Source organism: Ottowia sp. (assembly GCF_047975795.1).
In the GTDB taxonomy this organism is placed as follows: Bacteria; Pseudomonadota; Gammaproteobacteria; order Burkholderiales; family Burkholderiaceae_C; genus Ottowia.
Map to the genome: position 1 here is coordinate 86,644 of NZ_JBKEEE010000080.1, position 15,028 is coordinate 101,671.

The following is a 15,028-nucleotide window of genomic DNA, read 5'->3' on the forward strand; positions in this document are numbered from 1 at the left end:
AATCAGCCTGAATAATGGCTGCTCACCACCGTATTGGCTGGGTGTTGCAGCTCCACCCAGCGGCGCACGCGCTCGGCGTCGGCCAAGCGGCTGTATTTGCCGGACGAATCCAGAAACACCATGATCAGTTTGCGGCCCGCTACATTGGCTTGCATGACCAGGCAACGGCCTGCCTCAGAGATGTAGCCGGTTTTTTGCAGACCAATTTGCCACTCGGGGTTGTGCACCAGGCGGTTGGTGTTGTTGTACTGCACGACACGGTCACCTACGGCCACTTCATAACCGGTGGAAGTTGTCAATTGGCGCAGCAGCGCGTCTTTGGAAGCAGCCGCCACCAGCGTGGCCAAGTCGCTGGCACTGGAGCGGTTGGCGCTGGACAGGCCCGTGGGTTCCACATAGCGCGTGTCCTTCATGCCCAGCATGATGGCGCGCGCGTTCATCAGGCTGACAAAACGGTTCATCCCGCCTGGATAGGTGCGGCCCAACGCATGGGCAGCGCGATTTTCGCTGGACATCAGCGCCAGATGCATCAATTCACCCCGGGTCAGCGTGGTGCCCACCGTCAAGCGCGAGCGGCTGCCTTTTTCGGTGTCCACATCTTCTGCGGTGATGGCAATGGATTCATCCAACGGCAGGCGGGCGTCGGACACGATCAGCCCAGTCATCAGCTTGGTGATGGAGGCAATGGGCAGCACCGCATGATCGTTCTTGCTGAACAGCACTTCATTGGTGTCCTGATCCATCACCAGGGCCACGCTCGACTTCAAATCCAGCGGATCAGCCGTTTCGTGCAAACCGGCCATTTGCCCCAAAGACAAACGCGGCAGACGCTCAGCCTCGGTGGTGGCGTTGCGGGCACTCAAACTCAGGCGGGTTTTGCGCGACGCCAGGCTGGCTCCGCGCGGACTGCTGCGCTTGGCTGCCAGCGTGGTTTTGGTGCGGCCTTTGCTTTTGGCCGTGGTTGTCGATTTGGTTTTGCGGCCTGCGGATCGGGTGGCCTTTTGGGTAGATACCGTCTTTTTCGCGCGAGCCTTCGGTGTGGATGCGTTTTTACTGACCGGGCGTTTGGCTGTCTTCGACGACGCCTTGGTGGTTTTAGCCACTTTGGCGGTATTTTTCTTGGCCGAAGCAGCGCTGGCCTGCGACAGTGGCGTCAACGCCATCAGGATGCTGGCGACCAGTACACCGACGCCACGCATCCAGAAAATTACCCGTTTGCCGATTGCCCTGTTTGTCATCAGAGACCACCTCGCCACATCAAAAAACCACAGATTGAAGCGAGAGTGTATCCAAACACAAAAACACATGCAATATCAGTAACTTGCAATTAGTTCATGATTTACTTTCAGAACTTACGGCGTTAAGCCTAGCCTTGAGCCGCCACGCGCTCAGCTTTGCTGTGTAACTTGTTGAGAGCACTCAGATAAGCCTTGGCTGAGGCGACCACGATGTCGGGGTCGGCCCCCACGCCATTGACCACCCGGCCGCCATTTTGCAGGCGCACCGTGACCTCGCCCTGGCTTTCGGTCGAGCCGCTGGTAATGGCATTCACCGAATACAACAAAAGTTCTGCGCCGCTTTTGACGTGCAACTCAATCGCTTTCAGCGAGGCATCCACCGGGCCATTACCCTCAGCCTGGCCCTTGAACTCGGCACCGTCGATGGTGAACACCATTTCCGCCTGCGGGCGCTCACCCGTTTCGCTGCGCTGGTTCAGCGAAATAAAGCCGTACTGCTCCTTCTCAGCCGTCACGCTTTCATCGGTGACCAACGCCAGAATGTCTTCGTCAAAAATTTCACTCTTGCGGTCAGCCAGCTCTTTGAACTTGGCAAACGCAGCCATGATCTCACCTTCAGACTCCAGCACCACCCCCAGTTCCTGCAGGCGCTGCTTGAACGCATTACGCCCACTGAGCTTGCCCAGCACGATCTTGTTGGCGCTCCAGCCCACGTCTTCAGCGCGCATGATCTCGTAGGTGTCGCGCGCCTTCAGCACGCCATCCTGGTGAATACCGCTGGCGTGCGCAAACGCGTTGGCCCCCACCACGGCCTTGTTGGGCTGCACCACAAAACCCGTGGTGTGGCTGACCATCTTGCTGGCGGCCACGATCTGCGAGGCGTCCACGCCCACGTTCAGCCCAAAGTAATCACGGCGCGTCTTTACCGCCATCACCACCTCTTCCAGCGAACAATTGCCCGCGCGCTCGCCCAGGCCGTTGATGGTGCATTCGATTTGCCGCGCACCACCGAGCTTCACGCCCGCCAGACTGTTGGCCACGGCCATGCCTAAGTCGTTGTGGCAATGCACCGACCAGATGGCCTGGTCGCTGTTGGGCACCTTCTCGCGCAGCGTCTTGATGAACTGGCCGTACAAATCGGGAATGGCATAACCCACGGTGTCGGGGATGTTGATGGTGCGCGCACCCTCTTTGATCACGGCCTCGCACACGCGGGCCAGAAAGTCGATATCGCTGCGGTAGCCATCTTCGGCGCTGAACTCGATGTCGTCCATCTGGTTGCGCGCAAAGCGCACGGCCAGCTTTGATTGCTCGAACACCTCATCGGGTGTCATGCGCAGTTTTTTCTCCATGTGCAGCGCGCTGGTGGCGATGAAGGTGTGAATGCGCGCCCGCGCCGCACCCTTGAGCGCCTCGGCCGCGCGCCCGATATCGCGATCGTTGGCGCGCGCCAGCGAACACACCGTGGAATCCTTGATGACATTGGCAATCGCCTGCACGCACTCAAAGTCGCCGTTGGAGCTGGCGGCAAAGCCCGCCTCAATCACGTCCACCTTCAGGCGCTCCAACTGACGCGCAATGCGCAGCTTTTCGTCCTTGGTCATCGAAGCGCCGGGCGATTGTTCGCCGTCGCGCAAGGTGGTGTCGAAGATGATGAGCTGGTCGGTCATGTCAGGTACTCCAAGGTAAGTCGTGGGGGCATCCGCAGGGAAAAAGGATCGAACAAAACAAAAGGCCCGCTGCGGGTGCAAACGGGCCTTTATGAGGAAAAGTTGCGTGCGCTACCGATCCCGCCCGTTCGGCGTGTTCAGTAGTAGAGCCAGCGACTTGTTCATGGTGTGCGAATGTAGCACAGACTTTGCCGCCTTGTGCGCAGCCCTTGGCCAGCGCTGTCGCGCAGGCGTTGCCTCAGTCATGGTGTAGACCACGTTCATCAGGCTCGTCGGTGGAGGTGCTGACCATGCTCACGTGCTGGCCGCGCGCCTTGCGCACGCCATAGATCACGTAGCCAGACAGCGCGTAGATGACAAAAATCAGAAACAGCAGCGTCGCCGGTTCAATACTGACCACGGCCAGCAACAAGGCCACCGCCACCAGCACGGCAAAGGGCACACTGCGGCGGCCACCAAAATCCTTGAAGCTGTAGTACGGAATATTGGTGACCATGGTCAGCCCGGCGAACAGGGTCACGCCAAACATCAGCCACGAAAAATCACCCCGTGCCACGCGCGCGCCGCCCAGTGCGGTCATGAACTCGCGAAACAGCGGCACCTCGCGGTGAGCATCCACCATGGCGCTGGTCAACCAGATAAAGCCCGCCACCAACGCCGCCGCCGCAGGCGAAGGCAGGCCCTGGAAGTAGCGCTTGTCCACCACCGCCGTGTTGACGTTAAAACGCGCCAACCGCAACGCCGCACAGGCACAATAGATAAAGGCCGCAAACCAGCCCGCCCGACCCAGCGGCTGCAAGGCCCACTGGTAGGCCACCAGCGCCGGGGCCGCGCCAAAGCTGACCATGTCCGAGAGCGAATCCATTTGCTCGCCAAACGCGCTCTGGGTGCCGGTAATGCGGGCCACGCGGCCATCCAGGCTGTCGAGCACCATGGCGGCGAAGATGCCGGTGGTGGCTTCGGCAAAGCGGCCATTGATGGCCATGACCACGGCGTAAAAGCCGCCAAACAGCGCCGCCAGCGTGAACAGGTTGGGCAGCACATAGATGCCCTTGCGGCGCGCACGCGCCACGCGCGCCTCAGGCGGGCCGACGCGGCCTTCAGATGGGGGCGGAGTTTGAAGATTCATCAGTGTTAAAGAAGCCTTTAGCGCCTGTTCATCAAACGCCAAAGCTATCATTTAAGTAGCTTATCGATTGCAAAAGCAGTATTTGCCAACTCGCATGTCCCAGTGTACGCCCAGCGCTGCCCGGGCAGCAAAAAAACGGGGCCACCGCAATGGGTGGCCCCGGCAGACTGGGCACAGCGTAGCAGTTGCCTCTTAACTTGCCTCTTAGTTCCGGCTCTGATCCACCAGCTTGTTCTTGGCGATCCAGGGCATCATGGCGCGCAACTGGCCACCCACCTGCTCGATGCTGTGGTCGGCCATGTTGCGGCGGCGTGCGGTCATGGCCGGGTAGTTGGTGCGGCCCTCGGTGATGAACATCTTGGCGTAGTCACCGTTCTGGATGCGCTTGAGCGCGTGGCGCATGGCCGCACGCGACTGCTCGTTGATGACCTCGGGGCCGGTGACGTATTCGCCAAACTCGGCGTTGTTGGAGATCGAGTAGTTCATGTTGGCAATGCCGCCTTCATAAATCAGGTCAACGATCAGCTTCAGCTCGTGCAGGCACTCGAAATAGGCCATCTCGGGCGCATAACCGGCTTCGGTCAGGGTCTCATAGCCCATCTTGATCAGCTCAACCGCGCCACCGCACAGCACCGCCTGCTCGCCGAACAGATCGGTCTCGGTCTCTTCCTTGAAGTTGGTCTCGATAATGCCGGCCTTGCCGCCACCGTTGGCCATGGCGTAGCTCAACGCCAGATCACGCGCCTTGCCGCTCTGGTCTTGGTGCACGGCCACCAGGTGCGGCACGCCGCCGCCCTGGGCGTAGGTGCTGCGCACGGTGTGGCCGGGTGCCTTGGGGGCCACCATCCACACGTCCAGATCGGCGCGCGGCACGACCTGGTTGTAGTGCACGTTGAAGCCGTGCGCAAAGGCCAGCGAAGCACCCTTTTTGATGTTCGGCTCCACGTTGTTCTTGTACACCTCGGCGATCTGTTCATCGGGCAGCAGGATCATCACCACGTCGGCTGCCTTGACAGCGTCGTTGACTTCCAGCACGTTCAAACCGGCCTTGCCCACCTTGTCCCAGCTGGCACCGCCCTTGCGCAGGCCAACCACGACCTTCACGCCCGAGTCGTTCAGGTTTTGCGCATGCGCATGGCCTTGGCTGCCATAGCCGATGATGGCGACGGTCTTGCCCTTGATCAGGCTCAGGTCGCAGTCTTTGTCGTAGAACACTTTCATGGTTTCTCCTGGGTGAGTGTCAGAATTAAAACTAGAACAAATTAGCCGTTTAATTCGCACCATTTGGTGAAGAATTAGGCCAAAGGTTAAATGTCATGCTGTATCCAAATCGCTTGGCTTCGCGCCAGCTTTTTCGGTCACGTTTTCTCGTCAAATCCACCTTCTTGACGCGGGTTGATTCCACATCGCCCGCAATAATCCATTCGGAGCCAAGGTAATGTCGACACAATGCCTCGGTGCCCTCCAAATCTCGAAAGTCAATCCAGCACTCCACAAATGCACCTGCCACATTCGATGGCAATCCCTCCGGCCAAGCATCGGGATTAGGCGTCACTTCGCAAACGAAATGCTGCATCGCGCAATACGGTTGCCGTCAAACCCTCAACAACCGCTCTCCCCGCCCGATCCCGCTGGCACCAGTGCGCACAGTCTCCAGAATGGCGGTTTTGTCGATGGCATTCAAAAAGGCGTCGTTCTTGCCCTGGTCGCCGGTCAGCTCAATGGTGTAGCTCTTGTCGGTGACGTCGATGACGCGACCGCGGAAGATGTCGGTGGTGCGCTTGATTTCTTCGCGCTCTTTGCCCACCGCACGCACCTTGACCATCATGTGCTCGCGCTCGATGTAGCTGCCTTCGGTCAAGTCGACCACTTTCACCACCTCGATCAGGCGGTTCAGGTGTTTGGTGATTTGCTCGATGGTTTCGTCCGAGCCGCGCGTTTGGATGGTCATGCGTGAGAGGCTTTCGTCCTCGGTCGGCGCGACGATCAGCGACTCGATGTTGTAGCCCCGGGCTGAGAACAGGCCCACCACGCGGGACAGCGCGCCCGCTTCGTTTTCAATCAATACGGCGATGATGTGTTTCATGTGTCGATTCCTCTTTTTGCGACGGCAAGCAACCTTCAACAGGTCGCAGAAACTGCCGTTTTCGCCACCCTCCCCCGCCGCCGGTAAGCGAAGCGGGCTTGGTGGGCAATAGATTCATCTTGAAAAAAAAGTTGAGATAATTGCTATTATAAAAGTAGCTTATTTCGCTTGTCACACAAGCGTTAGAAGCGCATTTGACTTATAAGTCCTCAGACCCCAGCAGCATTTCGGTGATGCCCTTGCCCGCCTGCACCATGGGAAAGACGTTTTCGGTCGGATCGGTGCGGAAGTCCATGAACACGGTGCGATCTTTGAGCTTGCGCGCCTCGCGCAGCGCAGGCTCCACATCTTGCGGGCGCTCAATCAACATGCCGACGTGGCCATAGGCTTCGGCCAGCTTGACGAAGTTGGGCAGCGCGTCCATGTAGCTGTGGCTGTAGCGGCCGGAATATTCAATTTCCTGCCACTGGCGCACCATGCCGAGGTAACGGTTGTTGAGCGAGACGATCTTGATGGGCGTGTTGTATTGCAAGCAGGTGGACAGCTCCTGAATGCACATCTGCACCGAGCCTTCACCGGTGACGCAATACACCTCGCTGTCAGGCCGGGCCAGCTTGATGCCCATGGCATACGGAATGCCTACGCCCATGGTGCCCAACCCGCCAGAGTTGATCCAGCGGCGCGGCTCATTGAACTTGTAGTACTGCGCTGCCCACATCTGGTGCTGGCCAACGTCGGAGGTGACGTAGGCATCGGCGTCCTGGGTCATGTTCCACAGCGTTTCGATCACGTGCTGAGGTTTGATGACTTCGGTGTTGGCGCGGTCGTAACTCAGGCAATCGCGCGCGCGCCAGCCTTCGATTTGCTGCCACCAGTCGGCCAGCGCGGCTGCATCAGGCAGTGCGGGCTGCACAGCGCCTTCGCGGATCATGCCGATCATGTCGGTCAGCACGTCTTTCACGTCGCCTACGATGGGCACGTCCACCCGCACACGCTTGGAAATGCTGGACGGGTCGATGTCGATGTGGATGATCTTGCGATCCACCGATGCGAAGTGCTTGGGGTTGCCGATCACGCGGTCATCAAAGCGCGCGCCTACGGCCAGCAAGACGTCGCAGTTTTGCATGGCGTTGTTGGCTTCCCAGGTGCCGTGCATGCCCAGCATGCCCAAAAAGCGTTGATCGGTGGCCGGAAAAGCCCCCAACCCCATCAGCGTGTTGGTGACGGGGTAGTTCAGCAAATCCACCAAAGCACGCAATTCGGGCGATGCATTGGCCAGCAGCACCCCACCACCGGTGTAGATGTAGGGCCGCTTGGCCGACAGCAACAGTTGCAGCGCTTTGCGGATCTGACCGCTGTGCCCTTTTTTGACCGGGTTGTACGAGCGCATCGACAGCTTCTCGGGATAACCGGCGAACGCGGTCTTGTTGAAAGACACGTCCTTCGGAATATCCACCACCACCGGGCCGGGGCGACCCGAGCGTGCGATATGAAAGGCTTTTTTCATCACATCGGCCATGTCGCGCACGTCTTTGACCAAAAAGTTGTGCTTGACCACCGGGCGGGTAATGCCCACGGTGTCGCATTCCTGAAAAGCGTCCAGGCCAATCGCGGCGGTGGGCACCTGGCCGGAAATGATGACCATGGGGATCGAATCCATGTAGGCCGTGGCAATGCCAGTCACTGCGTTGGTCAAACCGGGGCCGGACGTGACCAATGCCACACCCACGTCGCCCGTGGCACGGGCATAGCCATCGGCGGCGTGCACGGCGGCCTGTTCGTGACGCACCAGCACATGCTGGATGGTGTCTTGCTTGTAAAACGCGTCGTAGATGTGCAACACCGCACCGCCGGGATAGCCCCAGACGTACTTGACGTCTTCAGCTTGCAGCGCTTTGACGAGGATTTCAGCGCCGCGGAGTTCTTGAGGAGTGTCTTGAGCGGCACTCTGCGAAGATGCAGCGGCGGCCGACTTGATTTCGGCTTTGGAGATTTCCATTTTGATCAACCTTTCGAGAATTTCTCTGACGAAAAACCTTGGGTGCCCCTTGCCAACCCTTGTGAGGCCGCTTCAGGACTTGAGACCACACACCATGAACGGCCATTGCTCAACCGTCGGGCGGTGACCCGTTTGCTTTCTTGAATGCAATCCACATTATCGCACTGCAGCATGGGCGGTGACAAACCGATGCAAAAAATCACCCCCAGCCAATGCCATAATTGTTGTCCAACACAAGAAATCTAGGGTTTTCTGGCTTGGCCGCAGCCTTCGACAAAACCCGCAGCAACCACCTCAAGCAGACGCCTTGGCCTCCGAACAAGAACTTTCCGATTTCCTCAAAAGCGTTGAGAAACGGGCGTTCAAGCGCGCGCTCTACCATGTGCGCGATGAAGACGCAGCTCTGGACATCGTGCAGGACAGCATGATGAAACTGGCCCACCATTACGGCGACAAGCCCCTGGCCGAGCTGCCCATGCTGTTTCAGCGCATTCTGTCCAACACCACCCTCGACTGGTTTCGGCGCCAGAAAACACGCAAGGCAGTGTTTTCCAACATGAGCGACTTTGAGTCGCTAGGCACCGACAACGACTTTGATCTGCTGGAAACCTTTGCAGGCGCGGCCACCAATGAACAAATTGAGAGCGCCGAAGACTCTACCCGCCGCGCCCAAATTCTTCACGAGATTGAGTTACAAATTCAAGCACTCCCAGGCCGTCAACGCGAAGCATTTTTAATGCGTTACTGGGAGGAAATGGATGTCGCAGAGACGGCAGTGGCGATGGGATGCTCGCAAGGCAGTGTTAAAACACACTGCTCGCGCGCAGTTCAGGCACTGGCCAAGGCTTTGCGCGCCAAAGGAATCGTGCCATGACCACACACACCAACACCATTTATACCGATGTACTACAGGCACGTTACAGTTTGCGTCTGAGTGCCCGCCTGTCAGCCGACCTGGATAACTTGCCCCATGGTGTGACCGAGCGCTTGCGCGTGGCACGCCAACAAGCGGTGATGCAGCGCAAAAAACCGCAAACCGTCACCCGTTTGCGCCGAGCAACAGAAATAGCCCACAACGGCCATACCGCCGCACTCCATGGAAGCGACGACCGCATGGGCTGGGCGGGCTGGCTGGCGTCAGGACTGATGGTTTTGGCGCTGACGATGGGATTGATGGCCATTAACAGCCAGCAAAACGACAACCGCGCCATTGAGGTGGCCGATCTGGACGCCGTACTGCTGACCGACGATTTGCCACCAGAAGCCTATGCCGATCCGGGTTTTTTGCAATACCTGAAAGCCGGGCGCGACCAGCAAAGCACCGCCCACTGACTGAAATCAGCCATTCTTTTCTCCTGTCCTTGATGTCTTCGCTGTTGCCTGCCCTGACTGTGGTCTGCCTTCTCGCATGGGCGTGGCCAGCACTGGCACAGCCAGCCCCGTCCCCCTCCCATACGGTCAACACCCAACTGGTAACAGACGCTGTCCATTGGGGGGCGTTAACGACGGAGCAGCGCAAAGCCTTGCGTCCTTTAGCCACGCTATGGCCCACGCTGGAGGCCGAACAGCAGCGCAAGTGGGTGGCACTGGCCAGCAATTTCAACCGCATGCGCGCTGAAGATCAAGCCACACTGCAAAGCCGCATGGCCGAATGGGCGCAACTGTCTCCTGCGCAGCGCACCCAGGCACGACTGAATTTTGGTGAAGCGCGCCGCGCCGCACCTGCCGATGAACGACGCGCCAAATGGGAGGAATACCAAGCACTTCCCACCGAAGAGCGCCAACGCCTGGCCAACACCCGCCCTGCCCGCCCCAGCGGCGCAGCGCCCGCATTACAGCCCACGCCTAATGTCCGCATCGTCCGTCCGTCTGCTGGAACTGGTGGACAGGACAATCCAGGCACGGGCGTGGCAACCGACAACACCCCTTCGGCTGGATCAGCCTTGCCCGTCCATCGCGATACCTTGCTGCCCCAATCGTCACGCTAATCAATGTCAACGGTGTCGCGCATGGGCATACCCAGAACACTCCTGGCGCATTAGCACTTCCTGACCGCATGAACGATCCAGCCACCATGGTGTCAACACCACAGCCCAGCCACAGCACGCCTGCACTGGTTGCGCCTTCATTGCGCCGTCGCATGGCCGCATGGCTTTACGAAGGCGTGTTGCTGTTCGGTATCGTGGTGCTACCCGGTCTGATTTTTGGCGTGCTCACCAACTCTCGACATGCACTGCAAAACCGGCATGCGCTGCAAGCGCTGTTATTCGTCGTGCTGGGCCTGTACTTCGTTTTTTTCTGGCGCAAAGGCCAGACACTGGCCATGAAGACCTGGCATATCCGTGTGGTTGATCGCCACGGCCAGCCAGCCACCGCCCGCATGGCCCTGTGGCGTTATGTACTGTCCTGGATCTGGTTCTTGCCGCCGCTGGCAGCCATTGCCCCCTTCACGCTGAGCGGCGGCGAGGTCACTGTGCTCCTACTGGGCTGGGTGGCCATTTGGGCTTTGCTCAGCCGCTTTCAGCCGCAGCGACAGTTCTGGCACGACATTTGGGCAGGCACACGCCTGATCGACATCCAGCCCGACCTGACCAAGCGCCGCAGTTAGAAATGGGCTTTCAGCCTCGCCCCGGTCTTTCACCGTTCACTTGATCGCTCACAATCAGCACATGAAGCCCACTGATTCCATCAATCCTCAAAAAGCCCGTACCGGGTGGAAAAGGTGGGCTTACGCCACCACCTATTCGCTCGCCGGACTGAAGGCGGGCTGGAATGAAACCGCATTTCGGCAAGAAGCCTTGGCTTCTATCGTGCTGGTGCCTGCCGCATTCTGGCTGGGTCGAGGATGGGCTGAAACCGCCCTCTTGGCTGGCTCAGTCATCTTGGTCATGGTCGTGGAGTTGCTCAACACCGCCGTCGAAGCGGTAGTCGATCGCGTCGGCTCGGAATGGCACGATTTGTCCAAGCGCGCCAAAGACATGGGGTCAGCCGCCGTGCTCCTGGCCTTGCTGCTGGCTGGCGGCATCTGGATCGCCGCTTTGTACGCGCGATGGATGACTTTCTGAAAGCCCTCTTCCTGCGCGTTTGATCTTTTTTGGGTTTGCGCAAAAGAAAACCCCAGCACGCCATCAAGAACAGCGCGTGGGGTCAACTGGATTTGCAGTTCAGTGTCAGCAGATCAATCGCTCAACTACAACCCTTTTACTTCGCTGCCACATAACTGCCTGGCGCTGCGCCCAGTGGTTTGTGCTTTTTCGACCCCAGTGTTGATGGCGCATCCACCAATTTGCCTGAACACTGCTGCATCCACGCACGCCAGTGTGGCCACCAACTGCCTTCTTGCCGGTTGGCTTGCGTGCGCTCGGCCCAGGCCATGGGATCGTCCTCAAGGGCTTTGCCGGAATAAAAGAAAGCTTTGGGCGCCCCTGGCGGGTTAATCATGCTTTGCAAATGGCCCGCATTGGCCAACACGAAAGTGGTGTCTGGGCCAAACAGCCGCGCCGTGCCGTAGCAGGCGCGCCAAGGCGTGATGTGGTCGGTGACGCCACCGATCACATAGGCCCCCAGGCGCACTTTGCGGAAATCAATCTTCTCGCCCGCAATCTCCAGCGTATTCGGATTGATGAAGGGGTTTTTCTCCACCATGTCCAGCAAGTCGCAGTGATACTGGCCCGGCAGCCGGGTGACGTCGGCATTCCAGGCCAGAATATCGAATGCTGGCGGCTTGTTGCCCAGCAAATAGTTGTTGACCCAGTAGTTCCAGATCAGGTCATTCGGACGCAGCCACGCAAACATCGACGCCATTTGCTCACCCAGCACCAAGCCCTTGCTCTTTGAGCGCGCCTTGGCCGCCTTGATCGTGGTTGGGGTATTGAACAAGCCCAGCGTCGAATCCTGTAGCGATGCCTCGGTATTGAGCACGCACACCGCCCAGGTCGTGTTGACCACCTTGGTATCGCCCCGCGCGGCCAGCCAGCCCAGATAAGCGGCCAGCGTCATGCCGCCAGAGCAGCTTCCCCACATGTTGACGTCGGGGCTGCCGGTGATTTCTCTGGCCACATCGACAGCCGCATCCAGCGCCATGCAGTAATCTTCCAGGCTCCAGTCACGGTGTTCGATGGTCGGGTTGCGCCAGCTCACCACGAACATCTGCACGCCAGAATCGACCGTCCATTTGATCAGGCTTTTTTCGGGTGCCAGATCGATGGCGTAGTACTTGTTGACCTGGGGCGGACTCATCACCAGCGGCCGGGCATGAACCTGGGGGGTGGTGGGCGAAAACTGAAGCAGCTCGAACATGGGATGCCGAAACACCACCTGCCCAGGTGAAGTGGCCATGTTCTCGCCCACCTTGAACGGCGTGGCATCGACCTGGCTGGGCATCATGTTGTTGTAGCGAATATCGTTCAACAGATTACGCCATCCATCGAGCAGGTTCTTACCCCCGGTGTCGACGGTTTTGCGCACAGCAGCCGGGTTACCCATGGCAAAGTTGGTCGGTGCCAGAGCGTCCGTCACAAGGGTAGAAATAAACTGGGCACGACCCTTTTCGATATTGGTGAGGTTGGATTCTTCAATCGCCCCGGACAACGCCTTTTGCGTGGCCAGATAAATTTGCGCCAAACGAGAATACATCCAGCTTGACTTCCACGCCGGATCGACAAAACGCTTGTCCTTGGGGTCAGGTGCCAGCTCAGAGGAGCCTTGCATCACATCGCTCAAGTCCGACAAATAGCCTGCGTAGTGCTTCAGCGTCGATGCGGGTGCGCCGCTCAAACCTTTGTACAAGGCTTTGGCAGCCACCATCATGTCGCGTCCATTGAGGCCAATCAGGGGATTGACCGCCAGCGTGTTCTGCGAGGCTTGCGCGGCCAAATCTTCCATGGCCGCGCGCCCCGTCGGTGCCGAACGCGAAGCTTGAGGCGCAGAAGCCGTTGCTTCCTGCTGCGCCACGTCAATCTTTGATTTTTTGACTGGAGGACGTTTTTTGGCGGTAGCAGCGGCACCAGTGTCTTTAGCGGGCGCGCTGCGGCGAGCTGCTGGTTTGGCTTTGGCGCTGGTTTTCACGCTGGCCTTCGCACTGGCCTTTGTGCCGGTCTTGGCGCTGGCACGCTTGGCCGTACTGGAGCGTGCTGTTTTTTTGGCCGTAGCCGTGCCGCGCTTGGCGCTGGCTTTGGCGGCAGGTGTTGATGCGGGCGCCGATGTCGATGCAGAAGCAGATTCCAGCACGTCTTCTGCGCTGGCCGTGGTGTTGGTTGCCATTGGCATGTCTCCTTCGGTTTATGAATAGCAAGCTGGACTTCAGCTTATCAGCATCGCCAGTACCGTGGCAATCAATGCCGGCTTTTCTTCGTCTTCAATCTCGATGGTGTTTTCAATCGTCACCAGCGTGCGGCCATCGCCTTTGTCTTCCACTGCGGCCATCTTGATGCGATTGCGCACGCGCTTGCCAGCACGCACGGGGGCAATGAAGCGCACCTTGTCGATACCATAGTTCATCGCCTGCTTGACATCCAGGCGCGACAGCAGCACATCAAAGTTGGTAGGGGCCAGCAGCGACAGGGTCAAGTAGCCATGGGCAATGGTGCCACCAAACGGCGTTTCTTTGGTGGCTCGCGCCACGTCCACATGGATCCACTGATCGTCCTCAGTGCAATGGGCAAACTCGTTGATGCGAGGCTGATCAAGGGTAATCCATCTGGACACCCCCATCTCTTCGCCCACATGGGCAGTCAGCTCCATGGGTTGCAAGCGCTTTGGCTGGTTCAAGGTTGTCTCCTTTTATAGTGAATTAACGTGCCCCGAGCTTATCAAGCCCGATCCAGGAACTCTGACAAAGCTTTTGATGATGCCTCTGGCCGTGTCATCAGAAACAGATGGCCGCAATCGAACATTTCCAGCTCGCTGTTGGGAATCAGGCGGTTCATCATGCGCGCATTGAGCACCGGCACCAGCGGATCGTCAAAGCCGGCCATGATCAAAGTGGGTTGCTTGATTTTGTGCAGCCAGTGAAAGCTGGTCCAGCCAATCAAGGCCATCACTTGCAGGTAGTAACCTTTGCGCGACTGCCAGTGCACGTGCTTGAACAAAGTGGCTACCAGCCCTGGATTGTTACGACAATCTCCGCCATAAATATCGCCGCTGACCTGCTGCGCGTAGCCCTTGTTCATGTAGCGGCGCGGAGTGGCCATTTTGAGCGCCACACTGGGGTGGCTGGGCATCATGATCATGCCCATCGACGTGGCGCACAGCACCAGGCGGCGGCAACGATCTGGGTGGGTACGCACAAACTGCTGCGCCGCACCACCGCCCCACGAGATACCAAAAATATCGGCCTGATCGTGCTCGTAATGATCCAGGATGCCCGCCGCCAGATCGGCCATGGTGCGCAGGCTGTACGGTCGCTTGGGTAAGGGCGAATGTCCAACGCCAGGTACGTCAAAGGTGATCACTTCACGCTCAGGCATCCATGCTGCCACGGCACTGAGCAATTCGATGTTGCCGCCAATGCCATTGAACATGAACAGGGGCACGCCTTTGCCATTGCCGCGCTGCCTGCCAACGCGAACCTCTTGGTCACCCACGGTGACCATCTCGATCTCAAAGCGGTGCTCGTCGTACTGGTCATTGTTCGGCGAGATGACCTCGGGCGGGTGTGCGGGCATTTTTTTAGGCTTGGCCCGAGTGGTGGCAGTCTTGGCCTTTTTGGCCACGCGTGGAGCGCTGTGTGTTGCTGTAGATGCTGTCATGATGAAATATTGAAAACGTTTGAAATGATGGGCCTGCCCCAGACATCATGTCGCTCGCATGCGCGCAAGCCCATGCATCGGGCGCAGAAATATGAGTTCGGTTGTCAGTGCCATGCCATCAAAAACCCGGCAGGAGCGGCTTCTTGGCCGCCGCAGC

At 58.7% G+C, this 15,028-nt stretch carries 15 protein-coding genes; 5 read left to right on the forward strand and 10 right to left on the reverse strand.

Annotated features, from left to right (window positions below; genetic code table 11):
* Positions 1–2: 2 nt before the first annotated feature.
* The 7 genes from ACK5NW_RS11935 to ACK5NW_RS11965 form a co-directional block, all read right to left on the reverse strand.
* The gene (locus ACK5NW_RS11935; RefSeq protein WP_416928300.1) at positions 3–1,238 is read right to left on the reverse strand and encodes a serine hydrolase; all 1,236 of its coding nucleotides are present in this window, start codon (positions 1,236–1,238) and stop codon (positions 3–5) included.
* 128 nt (positions 1,239–1,366) lie between these two features.
* Entirely contained in the window at positions 1,367–2,908 is a 1,542-nt protein-coding gene (locus ACK5NW_RS11940) for a 2-isopropylmalate synthase (protein ID WP_416928302.1), read from the reverse strand.
* Positions 2,909–3,146: 238 nt separating this feature from the next.
* Positions 3,147–4,037 carry a CDP-diacylglycerol--serine O-phosphatidyltransferase gene (gene pssA, locus ACK5NW_RS11945; RefSeq protein ID WP_416928304.1) on the reverse strand — a complete coding sequence of 297 codons (891 nt, stop codon included), beginning with the start codon at positions 4,035–4,037 and terminating at the stop codon, positions 3,147–3,149.
* Positions 4,038–4,241: 204 nt separating this feature from the next.
* Positions 4,242–5,258 carry a ketol-acid reductoisomerase gene (ilvC, locus tag ACK5NW_RS11950; RefSeq protein ID WP_416928306.1) on the reverse strand — a complete coding sequence of 339 codons (1,017 nt, stop codon included), beginning with the start codon at positions 5,256–5,258 and terminating at the stop codon, positions 4,242–4,244.
* Between the two features lie 49 nt (positions 5,259–5,307).
* Positions 5,308–5,613, reverse strand: coding sequence for a hypothetical protein (locus ACK5NW_RS11955; protein WP_416928308.1), 306 nt, complete (start codon positions 5,611–5,613; stop codon positions 5,308–5,310).
* A gap of 18 nt (positions 5,614–5,631) precedes the next feature.
* A complete protein-coding gene (gene ilvN, locus ACK5NW_RS11960; protein WP_416928310.1) occupies positions 5,632–6,123 on the reverse strand; it encodes an acetolactate synthase small subunit in 492 nt (163 codons plus the stop codon).
* Between the two features lie 199 nt (positions 6,124–6,322).
* Entirely contained in the window at positions 6,323–8,122 is a 1,800-nt protein-coding gene (locus ACK5NW_RS11965; RefSeq protein ID WP_416928312.1) for an acetolactate synthase 3 catalytic subunit, read from the reverse strand.
* Positions 8,123–8,429: 307 nt separating this feature from the next.
* On the opposite strand from ACK5NW_RS11965, the gene ACK5NW_RS11970 reads away from it, so the two are divergent.
* The 5 genes from ACK5NW_RS11970 to ACK5NW_RS11990 all read left to right on the forward strand — a co-directional run bounded on the left by ACK5NW_RS11970 (position 8,430) and on the right by ACK5NW_RS11990 (position 11,187).
* The gene (locus tag ACK5NW_RS11970; protein ID WP_416928314.1) at positions 8,430–8,996 is read left to right on the forward strand and encodes an RNA polymerase sigma factor; all 567 of its coding nucleotides are present in this window, start codon (positions 8,430–8,432) and stop codon (positions 8,994–8,996) included.
* Positions 8,993–9,454 (forward strand): DUF3619 family protein, encoded by a 462-nt coding sequence (locus tag ACK5NW_RS11975; RefSeq protein ID WP_416928316.1) that lies wholly within the window; start codon positions 8,993–8,995, stop codon positions 9,452–9,454. Before ACK5NW_RS11970 ends, ACK5NW_RS11975 begins: the two co-directional genes overlap by 4 nt.
* Positions 9,455–9,486: 32 nt before the next feature.
* Complete coding sequence (locus tag ACK5NW_RS11980) at positions 9,487–10,110, forward strand: DUF3106 domain-containing protein (protein WP_416928318.1); 624 nt, start codon at positions 9,487–9,489, stop codon at positions 10,108–10,110.
* A gap of 68 nt (positions 10,111–10,178) precedes the next feature.
* Entirely contained in the window at positions 10,179–10,730 is a 552-nt protein-coding gene (locus ACK5NW_RS11985) for an RDD family protein (protein ID WP_416928320.1), read from the forward strand.
* A gap of 61 nt (positions 10,731–10,791) precedes the next feature.
* The gene (locus ACK5NW_RS11990) at positions 10,792–11,187 is read left to right on the forward strand and encodes a diacylglycerol kinase (RefSeq protein ID WP_416928323.1); all 396 of its coding nucleotides are present in this window, start codon (positions 10,792–10,794) and stop codon (positions 11,185–11,187) included.
* A 136-nt stretch (positions 11,188–11,323) separates the two neighbouring features.
* On the opposite strand, the gene ACK5NW_RS11995 is transcribed toward ACK5NW_RS11990, so the two are convergent.
* From ACK5NW_RS11995 to phaZ, 3 genes are all read right to left on the reverse strand, one after another.
* Positions 11,324–13,384, reverse strand: coding sequence for an alpha/beta fold hydrolase (locus tag ACK5NW_RS11995; RefSeq protein ID WP_416928325.1), 2,061 nt, complete (start codon positions 13,382–13,384; stop codon positions 11,324–11,326).
* Positions 13,385–13,423: 39 nt separating this feature from the next.
* Positions 13,424–13,864, reverse strand: coding sequence for a MaoC family dehydratase (locus ACK5NW_RS12000; RefSeq protein WP_416928408.1), 441 nt, complete (start codon positions 13,862–13,864; stop codon positions 13,424–13,426).
* Positions 13,865–13,932: 68 nt separating this feature from the next.
* Positions 13,933–14,871 carry a poly(3-hydroxyalkanoate) depolymerase gene (phaZ, locus tag ACK5NW_RS12005; RefSeq protein ID WP_416928327.1) on the reverse strand — a complete coding sequence of 313 codons (939 nt, stop codon included), beginning with the start codon at positions 14,869–14,871 and terminating at the stop codon, positions 13,933–13,935.
* Between the last annotated feature and the right edge of the window lie 157 nt (positions 14,872–15,028).